This is a genomic window from Stappia sp. 28M-7 (assembly GCF_014252955.1).
Classification (GTDB): Bacteria; Pseudomonadota; Alphaproteobacteria; order Rhizobiales; family Stappiaceae; genus Stappia.
The window spans coordinates 718920-742046 of the sequence record NZ_JACMIA010000001.1 but is presented as its reverse complement, the minus strand read 5'-3'; the positions used below and the strand labels follow the sequence as shown (position 1 = coordinate 742046).

Below are 23127 nucleotides of genomic sequence, written 5' to 3'. Positions count from 1 at the left end.
CTCCCGTCCCCTCCCCACCCCGATCCGACGTAGCGGCATAAAGGCGTTGCAAAAGTTGAATTGCATCGTCAGGTTTTTCCATCAAAGCCGTTGACGTTCCCGCCCCGGCACCGCATATCTATGCACATGCGCCTGACCCAGCAGACCAACTACGCTGTCCGCACCCTCATCTACTGTGCGGCAAATCCCGGATCCCCGAGCCGTGTCGCGGATATCGCGGCCAGCTTCGAGATGTCGGAGACGCATCTCTTCAAGATCCTGAAGGTTCTTGTCGACGGCGGCTTCGTGCGCACCCTGCGCGGCCGCAACGGCGGCATCCTGCTCGCGCGCCCGGCGGCGGAAATTTCCGTCGGCGAGGTGGTGCGCGCAGCGGAAGAGAGCTTCCTGCTCGCGGAGTGCTTCGAATCGGGCCGCAAGGACTGCCCGCTGATCACGTCCTGCGGCTTCAACGGGTTGCTGCACGAGGCGCTGGAAGCGTTCATGATGGTGCTCGATTCCCACACCATCGCCGAGCTGGCCGAGGACCGCACCGAGATCCGTTTCCTGCTGAAGATGGATGGCGAGATCGCCACCTCCGGCAAGATGGCGAGCCTGCAGGGCGCCGGCGCCTGAGGCACATAACAATTTCCTGACCGCGAAATGAAAACGGCGGCCCCTCACAGGGCCGCCGTTTCGCGTTTCCGCTCCCCGCCAAGGGGAGGATCCGACCGGGACGCGAGCGCCCCGGTCGGACGAAGGCTTACTTCATCTCCGAGACGACCTCGAACGCGTTGCCTGACACCTTGAACAGGGCATAGGCGCCCGGAACGTCGCCGGCCTCGTCGAAGTTGTGGTCGCCGGCCGCGCCCTTGTAGTCGATGGCCTTGCCGGCCGCGATCAGCTCCTTGGCCTTGGCCCATTCGCCCGGCAGGATCGGCTCGCCTTCGCCGTTGGAGATCTCGCGCAAAGAAGCGGCCACCTTGGCCTTGTCGCCGCCCGCCTTCTCGATGGCGAGCGCCAGCATGAAGGCCGCATCGTAGGACGTGGTCACGAAGATCGCGCTCGGGTCGCCGCCGACATCGGAGAAGGCCTTGCTGAAGGCATCCAGCGACGTGGACTGCTCGCCGACCGGAGCCGAGGCGAGGAAGGTCTCGAGGTTCTCGGCGCCGAGCTCCTTGATCGGCGCATCGGACTTCATGCCGTCGGCGCCGATGAAGTTCTCGAAGAAGCCGTTTTCCAGCGCCTGGCGCAGCATGGTCAGGCCCGAGCCGTCGCCGTAGTCGAGGATGACCAGCGTGTCGGCGCCGCCGGATGCCAGATCCGCAAGGTTCGAGCGGTAGGAGGCCTTCTCGCCCTCATGCGCGGCGAAACCGGCGATCTCGCCGCCCTTCTCCTCGAACTCGGCGCGGAACGACTCGGCAAGGCCCTTGCCGTAATCGTTGTTGAGATAGGCGACCGCCACCTTCTTGGTGCCGCGCTCCAGCAGGGTGCGGGCGAGCGCCCGGCCCTGATAGTCGTCGGAGGGCACGGTGCGGAACACGGTGTCGTTGTCCTGCAGCGAGGTGATCTCCGGCGAGGTGCCGGACGGGGTGACGATGGCGATGCCGGCCGGGATCGTCACCGAGTTGGCGGCGGCGAGCACTGCGCCCGAGCAATGCGGGCCGACGATGGCGACGACGCCCTCGATGTTGACCGCCTTGGTGGCCGCGTCGGTGGCGTTCTGCGGGTTGCAGGCGCTGTCGCCGACCACGCCGACCAGCTTCTGGCCGTCGAGAACGCCGCCGGCATCGTTCACCTGCTTGATGGCGAGATTGGCGCTGTCGATCATCGCCGGCGCCATCGCCGCGATCGGACCGGAAACACCGCCGAGCAGACCGATCTTCACGTCCGCATGGGCGGGCGCCGCGAGCGCCGTCGCTCCCAGGAGAGCCGCAGCCGCGGCAATACGGAACGTCCTCATGATAAACCTCCACCTTATGGTTATCCGGCCGGGATGAAATCTCCCCGGCCGTTCTCTGTCTCGCGGCAGGCGCTCCCCGCGGGCCATGCGGCCCTGCCCGGAACGGCGCCTTCCGCGCTTGCGGCAGCCGGAGGCCCGGCTGCCCGGTGGCGGCAGTTTCAACCGAAACGCGCCGCCCTCACAAGCCTCAATCGGACGCCGCCGGCGGGCGTGCACCGCTTGCCGCAGGGTCCGGCTTGCGGCCTCTCCCCTGCGGTTCGGGCAAAAGCCCCTCGGGCCGGAAGCGCAGCACCACCTGCAGCATCAGGCCGATCAGGAAGACGCGCAGATACTTGGCCTTCACGGCATATTCGTGCGGCAGACGGTCCGTGACGATCTCCGACATGGACCAGATGATCCAGACCACCGCAACGCCGAGGATGGCGCCGCGATTGTTGCCCGACCCGCCGAGGATCAGCATGATCCACACGAGGAAGGTCGCGACCATCGGGTCGATCGCCTCGGGCGTGATCGTGCGGTTGAAATGGGCGAAGAGCGCACCGCCCAGCCCCATCAGCGCCGAGCCGAAGATGAAGGCCTCGAGCCGCCGGTAGGGCACGTCCTTGCCCATGGCACGGGCGGCATCCTCGTTGTCGCGGATGGCACGCATCATCCGCCCCCAGGGAGAGGCGAACTGCCGCTCGACCAAGAGGTAGGCGACGAGCAACACGCCGGCGACGATGGCGAGATAGGCCAGCTGCGACATGGTGTAGGCCAGATCGCCGAAGGGACGCGGGATGTTGGTGATGCCGCGCGCGGCGTTGGTCAGCCAGCCTTCCGACTTGACGACGAGGCGGATGATCTCGGCGACGCCGATGGTGGCGATGGCCAGATAGTCGGAGCGCAGGCGCAGACAGATCTTGCCGATGGGCCAGGCGATCAGGCCAGCGGCCACCATCGCCCCCAGCCAGCCGACCGGAACCGGCAGATCGAAGCCGCCGACGCGCCCGTCCACGAAGGGCGTGGTCAGGATCGCCGAGGTGTAGGCGCCTACGGCGAAGAAGCCGGCGATGCCAGCGTTGAAGAGGCCGGTATAGCCCCACTGGATGTTCAGCCCCAGCGCCAGCAGCGCATAGATGCCGATGAAGATCGCCATGAAGACGGCGTAGTTGACGAAGCCGAGCCATTCCATCGCGCGCGACCTCCTTACAGGACCTTGCCCTTGAGCAGGCCGGTCGGCCGCACAAGGAGCATCAACAGCAGGATGGCGAAGGCGGTGGCCGCCTTGTACTCGGTCGGCAGGAACAGCGCCGACATCTCCTCGGCGATGCCGACGATCAGCCCGCCGAGCACCGCGCCCTCGACCCGGCCGACACCGCCCAGGATCGCCGCGGCGAACATCGGCAGCAGCATGGTCCAGCCCATCATCGCCTTCAGCTCGTAATTGAGGCCGAGGAAGACGCCGGCCGCGCCGCACAGCCCGCCGACGATGAGCCAGGTCAGCACCACGACCTTGCGGTTGTCGACGCCCGACAGGAGCGCAAGGTCCGGATTGTCGGACATGGCCCGCATGGCCTTGCCCCACTTGCTGTACTTGAGGAAGAGCTGCAGGGCCGCGACGAGAGCGATCATCGCGAGCACGGTGACGATCTCGCGGTCGCGGACGCGGATGCCGAACCAGTTCTCGGGCCGCACGATGCCGCGCGTATAGGTCTGGGAATCGACGCCCCACACGATCTGCACCACCGCGCGCACCATCAGGGCGACGCCGAGCGAGGCCATCACCGTGACGATCTTCGGACGCTCCCGCAGATAGGCGTAGAACGCCTTGTCGATGCCGACGGCAACGGCGGCGGTCGCCAGCACCGCAATCGGCAGCGCGACATAGGGAGACACGCCGCCCAGCGTGACCACGGCCAGCGCCAGGAAAGCGCCGAGGGTGGCCAGGTCGCCATGGGCGAGATGCGCATAGCGCAGGATCGCGAAGACCAGCGTGATGCCGACCGCGCCGAGCGCATAGATCGAGCCGACGACGATGCCCGGCACCAGATAGAAGTTGATCAGTTCCATCGCATCCATGTCGGTCAGCCTCCCAGGAACATGGCGGCGACATCCTCGTCGGCGAGGAGTTCGGCGCCCGTCCCCTCGTGACGGTTGGCGCCGGCGGCCAGCACATAGCCGCGGTCGGCGAAGGCCAGCGCCTGCTTGGCGTGCTGCTCGACAAGCAGGATCGTCACCCCGGTGTCGCGCACGTCGCGGCAGATCTGGAAGATCTGCTCCATGTATTTCGGCGAAAGCCCCGCCGTCGGCTCGTCGAGCAGCAGCAGCTTGGGCTCCAGCATGAGCGCCCGGCCCATGGCGACCATCTGGCGCTGGCCGCCGGACAGGTTGCCGGCGAGCGCCTTGCGCCGCTCCTTCAGGTCCGGGAACAGGGCATAGACCCGGTCATAAGCGGCCGACAGGTCGCCGGAGCGCAGGAAGGCGCCCATTTCCAGGTTCTCGTGCACCGTCATCTCGCGGAAGACGTTGTTGACCTGCGGCACGTAGCACACGCCGGCCTCGACGATGCGGTTGGGTTCAAGGCCGGTGATGTCGGCGCCGTCCACGCGGATCGAGCCGCCGCGCACATGCAGCAGGCCGAAGATCGCCTTCATCGCCGTCGACTTGCCGGCCCCGTTCGGGCCGACGATGACGACGATCTCGGAATTCGCCGCGCGCAGGGTCACGCCCTGCAGGATGTCCGCCTCGCCATAGCCGCCGACGACATCGCGCATGTCGAGAATGTCGTTCATGCGGCGTCTCCCACGCTCTCGCCGAGATAGGCTTCCAGCACACGCGGATCGGAGCGCACGGCGGCGAAGTCGCCCTGGATCAGCACGCGGCCCTCGGCCATGCAGATGACCGGATCGCAGAGCTTCTCGATCATCTCCATGTCGTGCTCGATGAGGACGAAGGTGTAGCCGCGCTCGCGGTTGAGAATGGCGATCTTCTCCTCCAGCTTGCGCAGCAGCGTGCGGTTGACGCCGGCGGCCGGCTCGTCGAGCAGCACCAGCTTCGCATCCGTCATCATGGTGCGGCCGAGCTCCAGCAGCTTCTTCTGGCCGCCGGACAGGTTGCCGGCGCGCTCGTCCGCAACATGGGAGAGCTCCAGGAAGGCCAGCGTCTCGATAGCCCTGGCACGCACGCGCTCCTCGTCGGCGCGCACCCGGCCCGGCGACAGCCAGTTGGCCAGCAGGCCCTCGCCCGACTGGCGCGGCGGCACCATCATCAGGTTCTCCAGCGCCGTCAGCCGGTGAAACTCGTGCGGGATCTGGAAGGTGCGCACCAGGCCGAGATGGAACCGCCGGTCGGTGGAAAGATCGGTGACGTCGCGCCCGAGATAGCGGATGCGCCCGGATGTCGGCGGGAAGGCGCCGGCCACCAGATTGAACATCGTCGTCTTGCCGGCGCCGTTGGGACCGATCAGCCCGGTGATCGTCCCCTCGCGCACGGAAAAGGAGCACCCGTCGACGGCCCTGAAGCCGCCATAGGTCATCACGAGGTCCTCGACCTCAAGCATCGTGTCCTGTCCGCTCATCGTACCCTCGCCAGGACCTCCCCGGTCCGATGTGGCGGCCTTTCCGACCGCTCTCCCTGCCGGTGTTTTTTTCCGCGCGCCCCTGGGTCAAGCCCCTAAAGGCGCCGCAACAGGGCGCGCACCGGCGCCGCGTCCAGCCCTTCTAGCTTCAATGGCAGGGCGATCAACTCATAATCCCCGGTTTCGACGTGGGCGAGGGCGAGATTCTCCAGAATCCGCATGTCGTGACGCCGAAATGCCATATGGGCGGGCAGGTCCTTCGACGTGTCGGGATCGACGGACGGGACGTCCACCCCGACGAGGCGCACGCCGCGGTAGGCGAGCAGCTCCACCGTCTCGGGGCTGAGCGCGCGAAAGCCCTCGGGCCAGACCTGCGGATCGAGCGCCTCGGCAAGGCGCAGCAGCACGCGCGGCGGCGCGCCGTCCAGATATCCCTCGATCTCTCCCGGCAGGCAGAGCGGGCCGTCCCCGCGCGCATCGATCACCCGCGCGGGGCCGATGAAGTCCTCCAGCGGCAGGGCGTCGATGGGAGCGCCGTCGGCATCGTAATGCAAGGGCGCATCGGCATGGGCGCCGCAATGGGTGGAAAGCGAGACGGAGGTGACGTTGACCGGGCAGCCGGGGCCGATGGCGAAGGTCTGCTCCACCCGGTAGGGCGCATCGCCCGGAAACACCGCAGCACCAGGGCGCAGCGGCGGCGTGATGTCGATCAGTCCCGTCGGCATGAAGTCCTCCCCATGACCCCGTCCCCATCGGCCTCTCCCAAGGCCGGCCTTGCCTGATACGGCATATAGCGCGCCGTGCTCACATGTCGGCGCGGATCTCCCACAATTCGGGAAACAGCACCACTTCCAGCATGCGGCGCAGATACATAACGCCGGACGTGCCGCCGGTGCCGCGCTTGAAGCCGATGATGCGCTCGACCGTGGTGACGTGATTGAAGCGCCAGCGACGGAAATAGTCCTCGAAGTCCACCAGCTTCTCGGCAAGATCGTAGAGCGACCAGTAGCGATGCGGGTCGCGATAGACCTCCAGCCAGGCGAGGCGGACGCTGTCGTTGCGCTCGTAGGGCTGCGAGATGTCGCGGGCCAGGTGCGTCTCGTCGATCGGCAGGCCCGAACGCGCAAGCAGGCGGATCGCCTCGTCGTAGATGCTGGTGTCGCGGCGGATCTGGTCGAGCCAGTGGTGCACGCGCGGCACATGCGCATGCGGGCGCATCATCGCCGCGTTCTTGTTGCCGGCGAGAAACTCGATGGCACGGTACTGGTGCGACTGGAATCCGGAAGACTGACCGAGATCGCCGCGGAACAGGGTGTATTCCGAGGGCGTCATGGTGCGCAGGACCTGCCAGGCGCCGGTCAGCTGTTCGAAGATCCGCGAGACGCGGGTCAGCATCTTGAAGGCCGGCTGCAGGTCGTCGGCGGCAATGCGCCCCTTGGCCGCGGCCAGCTCGTGGATGGCGAGCTTCATCCAAAGTTCCGAGGTCTGATGCTGGATGATGAACAGCATCTCGTCATGGGCCTCGGACAGCGGGTTCTGCGCCGTCAGGATGCGGCTCAGGCTGAGATAGTCGCCATAGGACATGCGACCGTCGAATTCCATCTCCGCGCCGTCCTCGGCCGGATCGAAAGGCCCGCTCGCGTAAGGACTACCCGTCGTCATCTCTCCCCCCTTCCCGCTCATGTGACCTTGGCCCGCCGGTGGAACTCCGGCCGGTCCCAGGCCCGCGTCTCCATGATCTCCTGAAGGATGTCGCAAGCGGCCATCACGTCGGCATGGGACAGGTAGAGCGGGGTGAAGCCGAAGCGGGCGATGTCGGGCGCACGGAAATCGCCGATGACGCCGCGGGCGATCAGTGCCTGCATCAGGGCATAGCCATGCTCGAAACGGAACGAGACCTGGCTGCCGCGCGCCTGCGGATCGCGCGGGCTGGCGAGTTCCAGCTCCGGGCAGCGGCGCTCGACCTCGGCGCGGAACAGCTCGGACAGCGAGATCGACTTGGCGCGCAGCACGCCCATGTCGACGCCGTCGAAGGCGGCAAGCGCCGCCTCCAGCGCCACCAGCGAGAGGATCGGCGGCGTGCCGACCCGCATGCGGCCGATGCCGGCATCCGCGCGGTAGTCGAGATCGAAGGCGAAGGGCGCGGCATGGCCCATCCAGCCGGTCAGCGGCGGTGCGACATGATCGAGATGGCGCTGCGCGACATAGAGGAAGGCCGGGGCGCCGGGGCCGCCGTTCAGATATTTGTAGCCGCAGCCGACGGCGAAGTCCGCCCCGGCCGCGTCCAGCTCCACCGGCAGGGCGCCGGCCGAGTGGGCAAGATCCCAGATGGTCAGCGCGCCGGCGGCATGCGCCATCGCGGTGATCGCCGCCATGTCGTGCAGGCGGCCGCTGCGATAGTCGACCTGGGTCAGCATGACGACGGCGACATCCTCACCGATGGCCGCCTCGACCTCTTCCGGCGCGACGATCTTCAGCTCGTGGCCCTGGCCGAGCAAGTCGCGCAGGCCCTGCGCCATGTAAAGGTCGGTCGGGAAATTGCCGCTGTCGGAGAGGATCACCTTGCGGTCAGGGCGCAGCGCGAGCGCAGCGGCCAGAACCTTGAACACGTTGACCGAGGTGCTGTCGCAGGCCGTCACCTGTCCGGGGGCCGCACCGACGATGCGGGCGATACGGTCGCCGACGCGCTGCGGCAGGTCGATCCAACCATGCTCGTTCCAGGCGCGGATAAGGCTCTCGCCCCATTCCTTCGTCACCGCCTCGGCAAGGCGGGCGGGCACGGCCCTGGGCAGCACGCCGAGCGAATTGCCGTCGAGATAGATCACGCCCTCGGGGATCGAAAAGAGCTCGCGCCTGTCCTTGAGCGGGTCGTTGCGATCGAGTGCGGCGATGTCGGGAGCCTTCTCCGAGGCTCCGCCGGCCGCGTCCTGGCCTGTCAGCATGTCCGTCTCCTGTCGCCTCGCAGAAAAGGCGCTCCGTTCTGTCGCCGGCGATCCTAACAGTGTGGACGAGGGGTGCCAAGAATTATATATAATTGGATCGATTATATCGAAATGCCGATCCAACCCGAATCCGGCGACAGAGCGCGGGAGCCCATGGCCAAGACCGAGGAAGCCTACGAGCGGCTGAAGGCCGACCTGCTGCGCAGCCGCATCGCGCCGGGCGCGCCGCTGGTCGTTGCCGGCCTGAAGGCGCGCTACGGCCTCGGCTGGACGCCGCTGCGCGAGGCGCTGTCGCGGCTGGAAGCGGAAGGGCTGGTGATCTCCGAGCACAATCGCGGCTACCGGGTCGCACCGGTCTCCGCCGCCGCGATCCGCGACCTGCAGCTCGCCCGCCGCACGGTGGAAGAGGCGCTGCTGGTGCGCTCCATCGAGGCGGGCGATGCGGACTGGGAGGCGCGGATCGTCGCCGCCCATCACCGCCTGTCGCTGACGCCCGCGCCCCAACCCGGCATCGACGATGCCGGCATGTCGCTGTGGGAAGAGCGGCACGACGCCTTCCACGCCGCGCTGCTGTCGGCCGGGCGCTCCGAGAGCCTGTCGCGTTTCCAGCAGCAGATCACCGAGCAGCTGCAGCGCCATCACCGGCACATGCTGTTCGACCCGCAAACCCGCCACGGCCTGCCGCAGGAGGCGATGGCCGACTTCCGCGCCCTGGTGGAACGCACGCTCGGCCTTGCCCATCACACGGCCTTGATGGAGGCGGCGCTGGCGCGCGACAGCGCCCGTGCGGTGGCGCTGCTGGCCGAGCACATCGGCTTTTCGCTGGCCGTCTACGCCTTCCTGTGGCCTGAAGACGCCTGAGGGGGACGCCTGAGCCGCGACACGCGGCCTTGCGAAAGCGACAGCGATTTTCCCTTAACCGTCACCGCCCCCGGCAACGGGTGACACGAGCCGCTTCCCGACGCATGATCGCGACCGCGCGACGGGTTCGGGAGAGGCTTGCGCGCACCGGCGACACCGCCGGCGGTTTCGGGAGGATCAATTGTTCATCAGCGTCTTCGACATCTTCAAGATCGGGATCGGCCCGTCGTCCTCGCACACGATGGGGCCGATGGTGGCAGGGGCCCGCTTCCTCGATCTTCTGCGCGCGCAGGGCTTGAAGCCGGCGCGCCTTGCGGTGTCGCTGCACGGCTCGCTCGCCTTCACCGGCAAGGGCCACGCCAGCGACCGGGCGATCTGCCTCGGACTGCTCGGCCACGATCCGGCGACCATCGACCCCGACTGCGTGGAGGAGGAGATCGCCCGGCTGACGCAGGATAAGCGCCTGGCCGTCGAAGGCGTCGGCCACATGGACTTCGATCCGACCACCGATCTCGTCTTCGACTACGGCCCGCCGCTGCCGGGCCATGCCAACGGCATGATCTTCCGCGCCTTCGATGCGGACGGCGCCGTGCTGGCGGAGGAAACGCTCTATTCGGTCGGCGGCGGCTTCGTCGTCAGCGAAGCGGAGCTTGCCGCGCAGAACGAGCCGATGGCCGCGACGGTGGAAACGGGCGTCCCCTTCCCCTTCAAGAGCGCGGCGGAAATGCTGCAAATGGGCCGCGACAGCGGGTTGCCCATCGCCGAGATGAAGCGGCGCAACGAGGTGGCACGTACGCCCGACGGCGACCTGGATGCCGGGCTCGACCGCATCTGGAGCGTGATGAACGCCTGCCTGGAGCGCGGGCTGTCGCGCGGCGGCACCCTGCCCGGCGGGCTGAACGTCAAGCGCCGGGCGCACCAGATCCACGCCAAGCTGGTGGGCGAGGCCGGGCAGAACCGCCCCTTCCAGCATACGGTGATGGACTGGCTGGGCGTCTATGCGATGGCGGTGAACGAGGAAAATGCGGCCGGCGGAACGCTGGTCACCGCGCCGACGAACGGAGCGGCGGGCGTGGTGCCGGCGGTGCTGCGCTACTATCTCGACCACTGCCCGGACTGCAATCAGGAAGGCATCCGCTCCTTCCTGCTGGTGGCGGCCGCGATCGGCGGCATCATCAAGGCGAATGCCTCGATCTCGGGGGCGGAAGTCGGCTGCCAGGGCGAGGTCGGATCGGCCTCGGCGATGGCCGCGGCGGGCCTGTGCGCGGCGCTCGGCGGCACCAACGAGCAGGTGGAGAACGCAGCCGAGATCGCGCTCGAGCACCATCTCGGCATGACCTGCGACCCCATCGGCGGGCTGGTGCAGGTGCCCTGCATCGAGCGCAACGCCTTCGGCGCGGTCAAGGCGGTGACCGCCGCCTCCCTGTCCCTGAGGGGCGACGGCGTCCATTTCGTGCCGCTGGACAGCTGCATCGAGACGATGCGGCAGACCGGCCTCGACATGACCGACAAGTACAAGGAAACCTCGAAAGGCGGACTTGCGGTCAATGTCGTGGCCTGCTGAGGGCCGGCGCGTCAGCCGGCGCTGAAGGCCTCTTCCATCTCGCGGCGGATGCGAACGGCGGTCTGGGTCGTGTCGATGGAGACATCGTCCCAGCGCAGCATCTCGCCTTCGGCGATGTCGCGCACCAGTTTGACATGGGCGGCAAGGCCAAGCGGCAGCAGGCCGCGATCCAGCGACACGGAGGCCGGCTGCTGCTTGCCCCACACGGTCGCCCCACCCTCGCCGTCCAGCATCTCGCCGGCCTTGAGATTGCGCTTGGCGGTCGCCACCACGTCGGCGACGAAGCCGCGCGGCATGCCGGTCGGCTCCTTGCGCAGCACGGCGGAGGCGACCGACAGGCCGAGCTCCATGCCGATCATGTGGGTCGGGCGATAGAGCGCGGCATAGCGGCCGGTCTCGTCCTCCAGCATGTGATATTCGCGGAAGCACTGGCGGGCGTAGTCGGTCTCGCCCTCGATCACTACGAAGGTGCCCATGGCCAGGTGATGCGGCACGTCGGCGCCATCGCGCGTCAGCGAGGAGACAACCTCGGTGGTGCCGGTGATCGGCAGGGTGCCACCGGCTTCCTTCGGCCGCAGCACGGTGGACAGCTCGAAGCGGCTCGCCGGCGGGAAGGACAGTCCGTCCGGCTGGGGCAACAGGCCGGTGGCGTTGCACACCGCCGTCATCTCGATGCCCGACTTGGTGCCGTCGAGGAACGAGTTGAACATCTTCGGATTGATCAGGCTGCGGTCGGTGATGCCGAGATACTGGACCAGAACGTCCCAGACCGTCTCCGGCGTCAGCTGGTGATAGGTGGGGAGATAGCGGGTGCCCTTGCCCGCGCACACGACCTTGAAGCCGCAGGCGCGCGCCCAGTCGACATGCTCGCAGATCAGGGCCGGCTGATCGCCCCAGGCCAGCGAGTAGACGACGCCGGCCTGCTCGGCCCGGCGGGCGAGCAGCGGTCCGGCCAGCACGTCGGCCTCGACATTGACCATCACAACATGCTTGCCGGCCTCGATCACCGCCAGCGCATGGCGGATGCCGACCGACGGATCGCCGGTCGCCTCGATCACCACCTCGATGCGCCCGTCGGCGAGCACGGCGGCCAGATCGTCGGTGACGAAGGTTGCACCGCTGGCGCAGGCATCGTCCAGCGACATCGCCCGCGACTGCTCGTCCGGCCAGCCGCAGGTCGCCAGCGTGCGGCGCGCGCGGGCAGGATTCAGATCGACGATGGCGGTGACATGGACACCGACCGTCAGGCGCGCCTGGGTCAGGTACATGGAGCCGAACTTTCCGGCGCCGATCAGCGCGACACGCACCGGACGGCCCGTCTCCGCGCGGTGGGCAAGCATGTTGGACAGATTCATGAAGTCCTCCCTTTTGCGCGAGCATGGACGGGAAAAAACCGATAATACAAGGCTGATTTCGCAATAAGTCATATCGGACAGGAGGCTTGACCGATGATCGGAACGATGCCGTTCCTGATCCTGCTCGGCGGGGATCTCGACCCGACGCCGCGGCTTCTGCGGCAGATCGCCGGCGCGCGCACCATCGCGGCCGACGGCGGCATCCGTCATGCGGAGCCGCTGGGCGTGCGTCCGGAGCTGTGGGTCGGCGACTTCGACTCCAGCGGCAGCGACATGGCGGCCGCCTGGCGCGACGTGCCGCGCCAGAGCCATCCGCCGGCAAAAGACATGACCGACGGCGAGCTGGCGGCGGCGGAGGCCATCGCCCGTGGCGCTAGCGGGCTGGTGATCGCCGGCGTCTTCGGCGGCGCGCGCTCGGACCACGCCATGGGCAACCTGCTGCAGGGGGCAGCGCTCAGGGCCCGCGGCATTCCCGTGCTGATGACCAGCGGCGACGAAGAAGGCTGGCCGCTGCTGCCGGGCGAGCAGGAGATCGACCTGCCTGCCGGCTCGCTGTTTTCCGTGCTCGCGCTGTCGGATCTGGCCGGCCTGACGCTGCGCGGCGTCGAGTGGCCGCTCACGAACCGCGACGTGCCGATGGGCTCGTCCCTTACCCTCTCCAACCGGGTGGCGGGAAGCGAGGGCCTGAAGGTCAGGCTCGGGTGCGGCAACGCGGTGTTGCTCGCCCGGCCCCATCCGGACGGTCTTTAGAGCGTATCGAGGCTCTCGCGCGACCAGGACGTCATCCGCCGCGTTGCCCACGAGACCAGCGCGTAAAGCGCCACCGCGAAGGCCGCCAGCACGAAGAGGCTGGCGAACATCAGGTCGGTCTTGGCGCGCCCGTTGGCCAGCAGCATCAGGTAGCCGAGGCCGTTGGACGCCCCCACCCATTCGCCGATCACCGCGCCGATGGGCGCATAGACGGCGGCAAGCCGGAGCCCCGACCCGAAGGCCGGCAAGCCCGCCGGCAGGCGGATATGTAGCAGGGTACGCGTGGGTGTTGCGCCCATGGTGCGGGCAAGGTCGAGCAGGCCCGGATCGGTGCGGCGCAACCCGTCATAGAAGGTGGAGACCACCGGGAAATAGATGATCAGCAGCGCCATGGCGATCTTCGAGGCCATGCCGTAGCCGAGCCACAGGGTCAGCAGCGGCGCCAGCGCGAAGACCGGCACGGCCTGGCTGAACACCATGATCGGCAGGGCGATACGGCGCGCGGCCGGCGAGACCATCAGATGCAGCGCCGTGGCGGCGCCGAGCAGGGCGCCGAAGACGAGGCCGATCAGCACCTCGGCGATGGTGACCAGCGCGTGATCGGCGATCAGGCCGATATTGTCGGCAAGCGTCACCGCCACCCGCCAGGGGCCCGGCAGGATGAAGGGCGGGACGCCGCTCATCCAGACGATGGCCTGCCACAGCGACAGAGCCACAGCGACCGCGACGAGCGCATCGCGCAGCCGCTGCATCGGCGTCAGACGGCTGGGTGCGCTCATGCCGGCCTCCCCCGCAAGGCGTGGAACAGGCGCGCCTGCATTTCCATCGTCTCGGGCGCGTCCACCTCGCGGATCGGCGGCGAGGCGGGGGCCTCGACCCGCGCCAGCCCCTCCTCGGAGAGGATGAAGAGATGATGGCCGAGACGAACGGCCTCGGCCGGATCGTGGGTGACGAGCAACACAGTGCGATCTTCCAGAACCTCGAAGGCAAGTTCCTGCATCTCGGCCCGCGTGCGGGCGTCGAGCGCGGCGAAAGGCTCGTCGAGCAGCACGATGGGCCGGTCTTCCATCAACACGCGGGCAAGCGCCACGCGCTGGCGCATGCCGCCGGAAAGGCTCGCCGGGCGCTTGTCGACATGGCCGGCAAGGCCGACGCGCTCGATCAGGGCGCGGGCACGGGCAAGGTCGGGCGCCTCGCCGCGCAGCCGCGCGCCGAGCGTCACATTGCCGACGACGTCGAGCCAAGGCGCCAGAAGGTCCGACTGGGCCATGAAGGCGATGCGGGTTGCGACCGGTGCACCGTCGCTCGCCGAGAGTTCCCCCTCGAACGTGCCGCCGGTGTCGAGCCCCGCAAGCAGGCGCAGGACCGTAGACTTGCCGACACCGGACGGGCCGAGCAGGCAGGTCCAGCTGCCGGCAGAGATCGGGAGATCGAGACCGGAGAACAGCCGCCGCCCGGCGTGGTGAAAATCGCCGGTCAGCCGCAGCGCCGGCGCCGAAGCCGGCGCCGAGACCTGAGCTGCTGCCTTGCTCACGTCAGGTCCGGGGCAACGGTCGGGCCGCGCAGGCCCATTTCCCAGAAGCCGATTTCCAGCCGCGTAGCGGTGCGGAAGCGCTTCGACAGGCTGGCCCAGCGCGGCAGGGCGGCCGGAGCATCGCCGAGCCGCCCGCGCACGGAGGTCTCGATCAATTCGCCGACGCTGGCGCAAAGGCCCTGGTAGTCCTCACCCGCATAGGTGTCGATCCACTGCCGGTACGGCGTGTCGACCGCACCCTCGCGGGCAAGCCGCGCGCCGATCTCGCCATAGCCCATGACGCAAGGCGCCAGCGCCGCGACGAGATCGAGGAAGTCACCCGACATGCCGGCATCCAGCACGAAGCGCGTATAGGCGAGGTTCTCCCGCTCCTCGGCGGCGGCAAGCAGGGCCGCCTCCGAGATGCCGGCCTTGCCGCAGATGTCGACATGCAGGCTCATCTCGGTGTTCATCAGCCCGTCGACGATGGAGGAGGCAAAGCGCGCCTCCGCAATCGTCTCGGACTTCACCACCGCCAGCGCCCAGGCGCGAGCGAAGTGGAACAGGAAGATGTAATCCTGCGTCAGGTAATGCAGGAAGATCTCCCGCGGCAGCGTGCCGGCGCCGAGCTGTTCGACGAAGGCATGGTGGGTATAGGCCTGCCAGTCGCCGGCCGCCTCCTGGCGCCACGCGCCGTAGACCGGCGAGCCGTAAGCTGCCTCCACGATCCTCTCCGCGCCGCTCATTGGACGCTCACATCGATGGCGATGTCGGACACCGGGCGGATGGTCTCGATCAGGCCGTGCTCCTTGAGGAACTCCTCGAAACGGGCGTAGCGGCCATGGTCGAGCGCGGCGGGGCGCAGGGCGAAGCGACGGATCGTGTCGGCCCAGGAGCGCTTGTTGAGCTCGTCGTTCAGCTCCGGCGCGGTGCCGGCATAGATCTCGAAGCTCTCCTCCGGGTGGTTGACGATGTACTGGGTGGCGCGCTCGGTCGCGGCAAGGAAACGGACGATCTTCGCCTTGTCCATCAGCTCCGGATTGGCAACGTAGATCAGCTCGTCATAGGACGGCATGCCCTCTTCCTCGATGAAGAAGCAGCGGCCTTTCACGCCCTCGATGGCCATCTGGTGCAGCTCGACATTGCGATAGGCGCCGATGACCGCATCGACCTGCCCGGACATGACGGACGGGGCGAGCGACCAGTTGACGTTGACCATCTCGATGTCGTCCATCGTCAGCCCGTGGCGGGAGAGCACAGCGCGCATCTGCGCCTCCTCGACGCCGGCGACGGAGTAGCCGACCTTGCGGCCCTTGAGGTCGGCGATGGTCTTCACCGGGCCGTCGTCCTTGACCATCAGGCAGTTGAGCGGCGAGGCGATCAGCGTGCCGACGCGCTTGAGCGGCAGGCCTTCGGCGACCTGCAGGTGGATCTGCGGCTGGTAGGAGACCGCAAGGTCCGCCTTGCCGGCGGCGACCAGCTTCGGCGGCGCGGACGGATCCGCCGGAGCGACGACCTCGACGTCGAGGCCCTCGTCGGCGAAGAAGCCTTTCTCCTTGGCGATGATGATCGGGCCGTGATCGGGGTTCACGTACCAGTCGAGCAGCAGCGTCATCTTGTCGGCCGCAGCGGCCGGCAGGGCGACGAGAAGGGCGAGAACGAAAGTCAGGATACGCATTGGTGACGAACCTCGGCTGAAGGTGTGCAAGATCAGGCGCGCGTTGCCGCGAGCCATTGCCGGACCCGGTCCTCGGGATCCTGGTTGAGGGTGATATCGGTGACGACGGAGACGATGTCGGCACCGGCGGCGAAGGCACCGGCAGCGCGCTCCACGCTCATGCCGCCGATGGCGACGAGCGGGATGTCGCCGATCCGGCGCTTCCAGTCGCCGAGCTTTTCCAGCCCCTGCGGCGCCCACTTCATCTTCTTCAGGATGGTCGGATAGACCGGCCCGAGCGCGATGTAGTCCGGCGAAACGGCAAGCGCGGTTTCAAGCTCTTCGCCGTCGTGGCTGGAGAGGCCAAGGCCGAGCCCGGCGCGGCGGATCGCGCCGACATCCGCATCGGCAAGGTCTTCCTGCCCGAGATGGACGAAGCGGCAGCCCTCCTCGATGGCGAGCTGCCAATAGTCGTTGACCACCAGCAGGCAGTCATTCGCAAGGCAGGTAGCCTCTGCGGCACGGATCTCAGCGCGCAATTCCGCCGGGCTGCGGTCCTTGATCCGCAGCTGCACGAGCCGCACGCCGAGCGGCACGATGCGGTCGATCCAGGCGGCGCTGTCGACGATGGGATAGAAGCGGTCGAAGGCGGTCATTCCAGAAAAGCCTTTCCGAGAACCGGCGTGGACGGGGCGGCCATGTCGCGCGGCTCCATCGCCCCGGCCGTGTAGGCGAGGCGTCCGGCCTCCACGGCCTGTGCGAAGGCACGAGCCATGGCGACCGGATCGCCGGCCTTGGCCACCGCCGTGTTGAGCAGCACCGCGTCGTAGCCGAGCTCCATGGCGGCCGCCGCATGGGAGGGCACGCCGAGGCCGGCATCGACCACCAGCGGAATGTCCGGGAAATGCGCGCGAAGGGAGCGCAGGCCGTAGACGTTGTTGAGCCCGCGGGCCGAGCCGATGGGCGCGCCCCAGGGCATCAGGACCTCGCAGCCGGCCTCGACGAGCCGCTCGGCAACGCCGAGATCCTCGGTGCAGTAGGGGAACACCTGGAACCCCTCGCCCGAGAGGATGCGCGCCGCCTCGACAAGGCCGAAGACGTCGGGGGCCAGCGTCTCTGCGTCATGGATGACCTCGAGCTTGATCCAGGGCGTGCCGAACACCTCGCGCGCCATCTTTGCCGTGGTCACCGCCTCGCGCACCGAATGGCAGCCGGCGGTGTTGGGCAGGACGCGCACGCCGAGGTCGCGGATGAAGCCCCAGAAATCCTGCCCCGCGCGGGCCGAGCCGGACTCGCGCCGCAGCGATACGGTGACGATATCGCAGGCAGAGGCCCGCACCGCCTCGGCCATGATCGCCGGGGAGGGATAGAGCGAGGTGCCGAGCAGCATCGGGCTCTCGATGGTTTCGCCATAGAAGACGGGCATGGGTCAGCCTCCCTGCATGGGGGCGAGGATCTCGACCCGGTCGCCGTCGCGCACCTGCGTGTCGGCGCGCTCCTCTGCCGGGACGAAATCGCCATTGAGGGCGGTGGCGACGATGGCGTCGCCATAGTCGAGCGCCTCGAGGATCGCGGCCAGCGACCCCGGCGCAAGCTCAAGCGGAGCGCCGTTGACGGTTATGGCCATGGAAGAACTCCGGTTCGGTTTCAGGGTGGAGAAGCAGATCGGCCGCCTGCTGGGCCAGTGCCGGCGACAGCAGATAGCCGTGCCGATAGGTGCCGTTGGCCCGCAGGATGCGGCCGTCGCGCAACAGGCGCGGCAGGTTGTCGGGGAAGGCCGGGCGCGCATCGACGCCGGTCTCCAGGATCTCGGCCTCGGCGAAGGCGGGGGTCAGCGTGTAGGCGGAGCCGAGCAGCTCCATCATCGAGCGGGCGGTGATGCGCCAGCGCTCGCCGCTTTCGATCATGGTGGCACCGACCATGAAGACGCCCTCGCCGCGCGGCACCACATAAAGCGGGATGCGCGGATGCAGCAGGCGCACGGGCCGGGACAGCGACACGTCCGGCGCATGCAGGACCAGCATCTCGCCCTTGACCCCGCGCAGCTCCGGCACGTCGGCCGCAGCGCCCAGGCCGCGGCAATCGATCACGCGGTCGCCCGGCGCATCCTGCGGCAGCATGTCCGTCGCAAAGCGCAAGTCGGCGCCCAGCCCCTGCAGCCGGGCCACGAGATCGGCCAGTGCCCGGCGCGGATCGAGATGTCCTTCGCCGGCAAAGAACAGCCCCTGGCGGAAGCGGCCCGCAAGGTCCGGCTCCAGCTCGGCGATGCGCTCGCCGTCGACCGCCTCATGGCATTCGGTCATCCGTGCGAAGCGGCGCAGGTCCGCGGTATCGCGCGGCGGGGCAACCACCAGGCTGCCGTTGAGGACGACGCCGCCGACGCGCTGCGACCACCAGGAGATGGCGTCGCGGCCGAGCCGCACCACCGGCTCCTCGGCGCTCTCGCCCTCGCACCAGGGGGCGAGCATGCCGCCCGCCCACCAGGAGCAGGAGGCCGGGCCCGGCGCCTCGGCACGTTCGAACAGCGTCACCTCCTGCCCGCGCTCGGCAAGTACGGTGGCAACGCAGAGGCCGACGACGCCGCCGCCGATGACAGAGATCTTCATCGTGCATCCTCCCGCCACAGGGCATGGAAGTGATGCACCGGGCCGTGGCCGGAGCCGACATGCAGCGTGTCGGCGGCGGCGATGGCCGCGTGCAGCCAGGAATGAGCTTCGGCGACAGCACGGGCGAGCGGAAGGCCTCTGGCGAGGCCGGCGGCGATGGCCGAGGAGAGCGTGCAGCCGGTCCCGTGGGTGTTGCGGGTGTGAAGCCGCTCCGCCGTGAAGGCGAGCGGCGGCTCGCCGGCGGCGAGCAGGAGGTCGGTGCACTCGGCCCCTTCCCCGTGGCCGCCCTTCATCAGGACGGCGCCGGGACCGAGCGCCAGCAGCGCGCGGCCCTGGCGCTCCGCCTCGCCGGTGTCGCGCAGCGGTGCCTCGCCGAGCAGGCTGGCGGCTTCCGGCAGGTTCGGCGTGATCAGCGTTGCGCGCGGCAGCAGCTGATCTTTCAGCGCGGCGATCGCTTCCTCGCGCAGGAGCTTGGCGCCGGACTTGGCGACGATGACCGGATCGACGACCACGGGTCCCGCATAGCCGGCAAGCGCGGCGGCGACACAGGTGACGATCTCCGGCGAGGACAGCATGCCAATCTTCACCGCGCCGACGTCGAGATCATCGAGAACGGCGGCGATCTGTCCGGTGACCACGTCGAGCGGGATGTCGTGGATATGGGTCACGGCGCGGGTGTTCTGCGCCGTGATCGCCGTGATCGCGCTGGCGCCATAAACGCCGAGCGCGGAAAAGGTCTTGAGATCCGCCTGAATGCCGGCGCCGCCGCTGCTGTCCGAGCCGGCGATGGTCAGCGCGATGGCCGGGCCCTTGCCCGATCCGCCCGCGGCGTAGTCCGGTTTCGTGTCCCTTGCCACGACGTTCCCCGTTCCTGCCGGGCGCGGCTCCGACGAAGGGAAGCGACGCGCCGCGTGAAAGGCACGATCCGGACTGCGGTTTCGGGAAGACGGATGGCCGCGACGATCTTGCGGCAGAGCCCGGCCTTGCGGCCGTTCGGGCTTGCATTCGTTCCCTACGCCGGCATGACCCGGATCAGGTTCAGTGGGTTGACGCGGTTCGCGTCTCTCAGCCGGTTAAGGCACCCCAACGAATTTTGCGGCACGATAGGAGGGAAGGAAGGGGACGTCAAGCGGGGGTCGGGCTCATCGCTCGCGAAGGGCGTGAGCGATCTGATCGGTGACCGGGCGCACCAGGTAGGACAGCACCGTGCGGTCCTCGGTCGTGATGAAGGCCTCCGCCGGCATGCCGGGCACCAGAAGCTCGCCATCGAGACGCGCCAGCTCCTCGTCCGGAATGACGAGACGGGCGATGAAGTAGCGGGCGCCGGTCACATTGTCCCGGGCCAGATCGGCCGAGATGGTACGCACGCGGGCGGCAAGCTCGGGCGTCGTGCGCTGGTCGAAGCCGGGAAAGCGGACACGCGCCTCCTGCCCCGGCACGATCTGCGAGATGTCGCGCGGCTGCACCTGCGCCTCGATTACCAGAAGGTCGCCCTGTGGCACGATCAGCATCAAGGTCTCGCCCTGGCCGACGACGCCGCCGATCGTGTGCACCGCGAGCTGGTGGACCGTGCCGGCGTGGGGACTGCGCACCTCGACGCGGCGGAGCTGGTCCTCGGCCGCGATCTTCTGCTCCTCCAGCCGGGCGATGCGGGCACGGGTGTCCTGCAGCTGCTCCAGCACCTCGGCGCGGGACTGCTCGTCGATCTGCAGCATCAGGATGCGCCGCTCGCTGATCGCCTCGTTGACCTCGGCGATCTTGGCGACGAGGCCGCCATGCTCGCCCTTGAGCCGCGTGCGGTCGCGCTGCAGGGCGGTGACGCGGGCCCGCGCGACGAGGCGCTTTTCGAGAAGCCCCATGAGGTCCGTCAGCTCGTCCTCGATGAGGGCGATCTCCTCGCCCTTGGCGGCAAGCTGCGCGTCGAGCCCCTCGATCTGCCGACGATACTGAACGATCTGCTCGCCCAGCTGGTCCTTGCGGCCGCTGACGGACTTGCGCCGTGCGTCCATCAGGCTCTTCTGGCTGTCCTCGACAAGCGCCAGCTGGTCCTCGTCGACAAGCTCGCGGGCCCGTTCGTTGAAGGCGATTTCCTCGCTCTCGTCGCGCTCGGCGACCAGGCGGGCTTCCTGCGCATACAGGTCGACAAGCTGGCGCGTCACCACGGCCAGATTGGCGCGGGTCACCGTGTCGTCGAGACGCACCAGGAGATCGCCGGCCGAAACGCGGTCGCCGTTTTGCACGGCGATCTCGCGGACAATGCCGCCTTCCTGATGCTGGATGCGGCGGACATTCGTTTCCACCACGACGACGGCGGGCGCGACCACCGCGCCGGAAATGCGAGCGAGCGCCGCCCATCCGCCGAACCCGCCGAGCAGCAGCACGGCGACCAGCAGCGAGACGAGCAGATGGCGGCGGACGCTGCGGCTCAGCTGGCGGTCGACATGACCGGCACCGGCAGAGCGGTCGGTTTCGCGAGGGGCCATCTCATGCCACTCCCGACTGCGGCACCGGCGCGACGACGCGCTTCAGCACCTCGTCCTTCGGGCCGAAGGCCGCCATGCGGCCATCGCGCAGGCACAGAACCTTGTCGACAGCGGCGATCGCACTGGGCCGATGGGCGATGACGACGACGACGGACCCGGCGGCGCGCATGTCGCGCATCGCCCGCGTCAGGGCCGCCTCGCCGTCGGAATCAAGGTTCGAATTGGGCTCGTCCAGCACCACCAGGAACGGCTTGCGGAACAGCGCGCGGGCGAGCGCGATGCGCTGCTGCTGTCCGCCGGACAGGACCATGCCTTCCGAGCCGATGAGCGTGTTGTAGCCTTCCGGCAGGCCGGTGATGAAGTCGTGGATGTCGGCCATGCGGGCCGCCTCGATCACCGCCTCGTCTTCCCCCTCCTGCTCGAAACGGGCGATGTTTTCCGCCACCGTCCCGTCGAACAGCTGCACGTCCTGCGGCAGATATCCGATGATGCGGCCCCGTCGAGACGGCGGCCATTGCGAAAGCTCCGCGCCATCGAGGCGAACGGAGCCATGCAGCGGCGGCACCAGGCCGACAAGGGCGCGGGCCAGCGTGGACTTGCCCGAGCCGGAGGGGCCGATGATGCCGAGCCCGTCGCCGGCGGAAAGCTCCAGCGCGACGCCCTGCACCACGGGACGCGGCACGCCCGCCGGGCCGCAGGCGAGCTGCTCGACCGTCAGGGAACGCAGCGGCAGCGGCAGCTCCAGGCGCTCGATCTCCGGCTCCGACAGTTGGGCGAACACCTCGCGCAGGCGGCGACGGCCAAGACGGGCCGCCGCGAAGGGGCGCCATTGGGCCACCGCCTGCTCCACCGGGGCAAGCGCGCGGGAGGTGAGAATGGATCCGGCGATGACGACGCCCGGCGTCACCTCGCCCAGGATCGCCAGCCAGGCACCGAGACCGAGCACGGCGGACTGCAGCAGGAAGCGCACAGTCTTGATCGCCGTTGCGAAGAAGCCGGACCAGTCCTGCGCCCGGCGCTGGACATCGAGAAAGGCCTCGTTCTCCCGCTCCCAGCGCTGCGTCAGGGGGCCATCCATCGCCATGGCGCCCAGTGCCTCGGCATTGCGGCGGCCGGCCTCCTCGACCGCCGCACGGCGACTGGCGGCGCGCGCGGCCTCCGTGGCCGGCTTGCGCGAGGTCGCCTCGTTGAGGCCGATCAGGACGCAGATCAGTGCGGCACCGCCGATGGCGAGCCAGCCGAGCAGCGGGTGGAAGAGGAACAGAAGGGCGAAATAGACCGGCATCCAGGGCAGGTCGAAGATCGCCGCCGGTCCGGGGCCGGACATGAATGTGCGAACGGCGTCGAGATCCTGCACCGGCCGCAGTTTCGCCGCGCCGGCGCCCATGCGCAGCGGCAGCCGGGACGAAATCGCGAAAGCGAGGCCGGAAAGCTGGGCATCGATCCGCTGGCCGATGCGCGCCAGGATACGGGAGCGCAGCCCCTCCAGAATGCCGAAAACGGCATAGAGCACCAGGGCGAACCCGCTGATCACCAGCAGCGTCGGCACAGAACCGCTGGCCAGAACCCGATCATAGACCTGCAGCATGTAGACCGGGCCGGTCAGCATCAGGAGGTTGACCAGAAGACTGACCACCGCCACGCCGAAAAGCGCAGACCTCACGCTGCGGAAGACCCGGTCCACCACCGTTGCGCCCGCCGGCGCCCGCGTCATCGACTTTTCCTTACGCAAGTTCCAGCCCCAGCCCACGTCACTATCGCACTCGATATCGTGGTCGCATGCCACGCTATCCGACGGGAAACTAGCACTTTCTGGCCGCAACCGGGGGCATTTTTTAGGCCCTCTCGGCACCCGCCCCTTCCGGATGAGCAAGAGATTCAGATTGAGTTTTCACCACAAC

General features: G+C 68.4%; 24 protein-coding genes and 1 riboswitch. Of the genes, 4 read left to right on the top strand and 20 right to left on the bottom strand.

Annotation, left to right across the window (positions count from 1 at the left end; translation table 11 throughout):
* Positions 1 to 126 precede the first annotated feature (126 nt).
* The gene (locus H7H34_RS03385) at positions 127 to 612 is read left to right on the top strand and encodes an Rrf2 family transcriptional regulator (protein WP_120269218.1); all 486 of its coding nucleotides are present in this window, start codon (positions 127 to 129) and stop codon (positions 610 to 612) included.
* Positions 613 to 739: 127 nt separating this feature from the next.
* Here the strand turns inward: H7H34_RS03385 and H7H34_RS03380 are convergent, their stop codons facing one another.
* From H7H34_RS03380 to kynU, 8 genes are all read right to left on the bottom strand, one after another.
* Positions 740 to 1939, bottom strand: coding sequence for an ABC transporter substrate-binding protein (locus H7H34_RS03380; RefSeq protein WP_120268534.1), 1200 nt, complete (start codon positions 1937 to 1939; stop codon positions 740 to 742).
* 187 nt (positions 1940 to 2126) lie between these two features.
* A complete protein-coding gene (locus H7H34_RS03375; protein WP_120268533.1) occupies positions 2127 to 3110 on the bottom strand; it encodes a branched-chain amino acid ABC transporter permease in 984 nt (327 codons plus the stop codon).
* Between the two features lie 14 nt (positions 3111 to 3124).
* On the bottom strand, positions 3125 to 3997 hold the full coding sequence (locus tag H7H34_RS03370; RefSeq protein ID WP_185924260.1) for a branched-chain amino acid ABC transporter permease: 873 nt from the start codon (positions 3995 to 3997) through the stop codon (positions 3125 to 3127).
* A gap of 5 nt (positions 3998 to 4002) precedes the next feature.
* Positions 4003 to 4710, bottom strand: coding sequence for an ABC transporter ATP-binding protein (locus H7H34_RS03365; protein ID WP_120268531.1), 708 nt, complete (start codon positions 4708 to 4710; stop codon positions 4003 to 4005).
* Complete coding sequence (locus tag H7H34_RS03360) at positions 4707 to 5477, bottom strand: ABC transporter ATP-binding protein (RefSeq protein WP_185926417.1); 771 nt, start codon at positions 5475 to 5477, stop codon at positions 4707 to 4709. Before H7H34_RS03360 ends, H7H34_RS03365 begins: the two co-directional genes overlap by 4 nt.
* A gap of 113 nt (positions 5478 to 5590) precedes the next feature.
* Positions 5591 to 6220 (bottom strand): arylformamidase, encoded by a 630-nt coding sequence (gene kynB, locus H7H34_RS03355; protein WP_185924259.1) that lies wholly within the window; start codon positions 6218 to 6220, stop codon positions 5591 to 5593.
* A 79-nt stretch (positions 6221 to 6299) separates the two neighbouring features.
* Positions 6300 to 7157: a tryptophan 2,3-dioxygenase gene (gene kynA / locus H7H34_RS03350; protein ID WP_245164957.1), complete on the bottom strand. Its 858-nt coding sequence runs from the start codon at positions 7155 to 7157 to the stop codon at positions 6300 to 6302.
* Positions 7158 to 7174: 17 nt separating this feature from the next.
* Entirely contained in the window at positions 7175 to 8437 is a 1263-nt protein-coding gene (gene kynU / locus H7H34_RS03345) for a kynureninase (protein ID WP_185924258.1), read from the bottom strand.
* Between the two features lie 153 nt (positions 8438 to 8590).
* Between kynU and H7H34_RS03340 the strand changes: the two genes are divergently transcribed.
* On the top strand, positions 8591 to 9298 hold the full coding sequence (locus H7H34_RS03340; RefSeq protein ID WP_185924257.1) for a GntR family transcriptional regulator: 708 nt from the start codon (positions 8591 to 8593) through the stop codon (positions 9296 to 9298).
* Positions 9299 to 9479: 181 nt separating this feature from the next.
* The gene (locus H7H34_RS03335) at positions 9480 to 10862 is read left to right on the top strand and encodes an L-serine ammonia-lyase (RefSeq protein ID WP_185924256.1); all 1383 of its coding nucleotides are present in this window, start codon (positions 9480 to 9482) and stop codon (positions 10860 to 10862) included.
* An 11-nt stretch (positions 10863 to 10873) separates the two neighbouring features.
* On the opposite strand, the gene H7H34_RS03330 is transcribed toward H7H34_RS03335, so the two are convergent.
* The gene (locus H7H34_RS03330; protein ID WP_185924255.1) at positions 10874 to 12217 is read right to left on the bottom strand and encodes an NAD(P)H-dependent oxidoreductase; all 1344 of its coding nucleotides are present in this window, start codon (positions 12215 to 12217) and stop codon (positions 10874 to 10876) included.
* A gap of 93 nt (positions 12218 to 12310) precedes the next feature.
* Here H7H34_RS03330 and H7H34_RS03325 point away from each other — a divergent pair, with 93 nt between their 5' ends.
* Entirely contained in the window at positions 12311 to 12967 is a 657-nt protein-coding gene (locus H7H34_RS03325) for a thiamine diphosphokinase (protein ID WP_185924254.1), read from the top strand.
* Here H7H34_RS03325 and H7H34_RS03320 read toward each other — a convergent pair.
* The 11 genes from H7H34_RS03320 to H7H34_RS03270 form a co-directional block, all read right to left on the bottom strand.
* Positions 12964 to 13746 (bottom strand): ABC transporter permease, encoded by a 783-nt coding sequence (locus H7H34_RS03320; protein ID WP_067220304.1) that lies wholly within the window; start codon positions 13744 to 13746, stop codon positions 12964 to 12966. The two genes, H7H34_RS03325 and H7H34_RS03320, sit on opposite strands and share 4 nt — an antisense overlap.
* Positions 13743 to 14501 (bottom strand): ABC transporter ATP-binding protein, encoded by a 759-nt coding sequence (locus tag H7H34_RS03315; RefSeq protein ID WP_185924253.1) that lies wholly within the window; start codon positions 14499 to 14501, stop codon positions 13743 to 13745. The genes H7H34_RS03320 and H7H34_RS03315 overlap by 4 nt, the downstream gene beginning before the upstream one ends.
* Positions 14498 to 15226, bottom strand: coding sequence for a TenA family protein (locus H7H34_RS03310; RefSeq protein ID WP_185924252.1), 729 nt, complete (start codon positions 15224 to 15226; stop codon positions 14498 to 14500). Before H7H34_RS03310 ends, H7H34_RS03315 begins: the two co-directional genes overlap by 4 nt.
* Positions 15223 to 16158, bottom strand: coding sequence for an ABC transporter substrate-binding protein (locus tag H7H34_RS03305; protein ID WP_185924251.1), 936 nt, complete (start codon positions 16156 to 16158; stop codon positions 15223 to 15225). Before H7H34_RS03305 ends, H7H34_RS03310 begins: the two co-directional genes overlap by 4 nt.
* A 32-nt stretch (positions 16159 to 16190) precedes the next feature.
* Positions 16191 to 16793 carry a thiamine phosphate synthase gene (locus tag H7H34_RS03300; protein ID WP_185924250.1) on the bottom strand — a complete coding sequence of 201 codons (603 nt, stop codon included), beginning with the start codon at positions 16791 to 16793 and terminating at the stop codon, positions 16191 to 16193.
* Complete coding sequence (locus H7H34_RS03295) at positions 16790 to 17563, bottom strand: thiazole synthase (protein WP_120268520.1); 774 nt, start codon at positions 17561 to 17563, stop codon at positions 16790 to 16792. The genes H7H34_RS03300 and H7H34_RS03295 overlap by 4 nt, the downstream gene beginning before the upstream one ends.
* Positions 17564 to 17566: 3 nt before the next feature.
* Positions 17567 to 17764: a sulfur carrier protein ThiS gene (gene thiS / locus H7H34_RS03290; RefSeq protein ID WP_097175695.1), complete on the bottom strand. Its 198-nt coding sequence runs from the start codon at positions 17762 to 17764 to the stop codon at positions 17567 to 17569.
* A complete protein-coding gene (gene thiO / locus H7H34_RS03285; protein ID WP_185924249.1) occupies positions 17733 to 18743 on the bottom strand; it encodes a glycine oxidase ThiO in 1011 nt (336 codons plus the stop codon). The genes thiS and thiO overlap by 32 nt, the downstream gene beginning before the upstream one ends.
* Positions 18740 to 19600, bottom strand: coding sequence for a bifunctional hydroxymethylpyrimidine kinase/phosphomethylpyrimidine kinase (gene thiD / locus H7H34_RS03280; protein WP_185924248.1), 861 nt, complete (start codon positions 19598 to 19600; stop codon positions 18740 to 18742). The genes thiO and thiD overlap by 4 nt, the downstream gene beginning before the upstream one ends.
* A gap of 135 nt (positions 19601 to 19735) precedes the next feature.
* Positions 19736 to 19839: riboswitch (TPP riboswitch) on the bottom strand.
* 46 nt (positions 19840 to 19885) lie between these two features.
* Complete coding sequence (locus H7H34_RS03275; protein ID WP_185924247.1) at positions 19886 to 21226, bottom strand: HlyD family type I secretion periplasmic adaptor subunit; 1341 nt, start codon at positions 21224 to 21226, stop codon at positions 19886 to 19888.
* Position 21227: 1 nt separating this feature from the next.
* Complete coding sequence (locus H7H34_RS03270) at positions 21228 to 22940, bottom strand: type I secretion system permease/ATPase (RefSeq protein WP_185924246.1); 1713 nt, start codon at positions 22938 to 22940, stop codon at positions 21228 to 21230.
* Positions 22941 to 23127: the final 187 nt, after the last annotated feature.

Excerpts from the sequence above, each read along its gene's own strand:
- H7H34_RS03320 (WP_067220304.1), bottom strand. The coding sequence starts at position 13,746 with ATGAGCGCACCCAGCCGTCTGACGCCGATGCAGCGGCTGCGCGATGCG.
- H7H34_RS03275 (WP_185924247.1), bottom strand. The coding sequence starts at position 21,226 with ATGGCCCCTCGCGAAACCGACCGCTCTGCCGGTGCCGGTCATGTCGAC.
- H7H34_RS03300 (WP_185924250.1), bottom strand. The coding sequence starts at position 16,793 with ATGACCGCCTTCGACCGCTTCTATCCCATCGTCGACAGCGCCGCCTGG.
- H7H34_RS03310 (WP_185924252.1), bottom strand. The coding sequence starts at position 15,226 with ATGAGCGGCGCGGAGAGGATCGTGGAGGCAGCTTACGGCTCGCCGGTC.
- kynB (WP_185924259.1), bottom strand. The coding sequence starts at position 6,220 with ATGCCGACGGGACTGATCGACATCACGCCGCCGCTGCGCCCTGGTGCT.
- kynA (WP_245164957.1), bottom strand. The coding sequence starts at position 7,157 with ATGACGACGGGTAGTCCTTACGCGAGCGGGCCTTTCGATCCGGCCGAG.
- kynU (WP_185924258.1), bottom strand. The coding sequence starts at position 8,437 with ATGCTGACAGGCCAGGACGCGGCCGGCGGAGCCTCGGAGAAGGCTCCC.
- thiS (WP_097175695.1), bottom strand. The coding sequence starts at position 17,764 with ATGGCCATAACCGTCAACGGCGCTCCGCTTGAGCTTGCGCCGGGGTCG.
- H7H34_RS03340 (WP_185924257.1), top strand. The coding sequence starts at position 8,591 with ATGGCCAAGACCGAGGAAGCCTACGAGCGGCTGAAGGCCGACCTGCTG.
- H7H34_RS03370 (WP_185924260.1), bottom strand. The coding sequence starts at position 3,997 with ATGGATGCGATGGAACTGATCAACTTCTATCTGGTGCCGGGCATCGTC.
- thiO (WP_185924249.1), bottom strand. The coding sequence starts at position 18,743 with ATGAAGATCTCTGTCATCGGCGGCGGCGTCGTCGGCCTCTGCGTTGCC.
- H7H34_RS03305 (WP_185924251.1), bottom strand. The coding sequence starts at position 16,158 with ATGCGTATCCTGACTTTCGTTCTCGCCCTTCTCGTCGCCCTGCCGGCC.
- H7H34_RS03375 (WP_120268533.1), bottom strand. The coding sequence starts at position 3,110 with ATGGAATGGCTCGGCTTCGTCAACTACGCCGTCTTCATGGCGATCTTC.
- H7H34_RS03360 (WP_185926417.1), bottom strand. The coding sequence starts at position 5,477 with ATGCTTGAGGTCGAGGACCTCGTGATGACCTATGGCGGCTTCAGGGCC.
- H7H34_RS03325 (WP_185924254.1), top strand. The coding sequence starts at position 12,311 with ATGATCGGAACGATGCCGTTCCTGATCCTGCTCGGCGGGGATCTCGAC.
- H7H34_RS03380 (WP_120268534.1), bottom strand. The coding sequence starts at position 1,939 with ATGAGGACGTTCCGTATTGCCGCGGCTGCGGCTCTCCTGGGAGCGACG.
- H7H34_RS03270 (WP_185924246.1), bottom strand. The coding sequence starts at position 22,940 with ATGACGCGGGCGCCGGCGGGCGCAACGGTGGTGGACCGGGTCTTCCGC.
- H7H34_RS03295 (WP_120268520.1), bottom strand. The coding sequence starts at position 17,563 with ATGCCCGTCTTCTATGGCGAAACCATCGAGAGCCCGATGCTGCTCGGC.
- H7H34_RS03365 (WP_120268531.1), bottom strand. The coding sequence starts at position 4,710 with ATGAACGACATTCTCGACATGCGCGATGTCGTCGGCGGCTATGGCGAG.
- H7H34_RS03385 (WP_120269218.1), top strand. The coding sequence starts at position 127 with ATGCGCCTGACCCAGCAGACCAACTACGCTGTCCGCACCCTCATCTAC.
- H7H34_RS03330 (WP_185924255.1), bottom strand. The coding sequence starts at position 12,217 with ATGAATCTGTCCAACATGCTTGCCCACCGCGCGGAGACGGGCCGTCCG.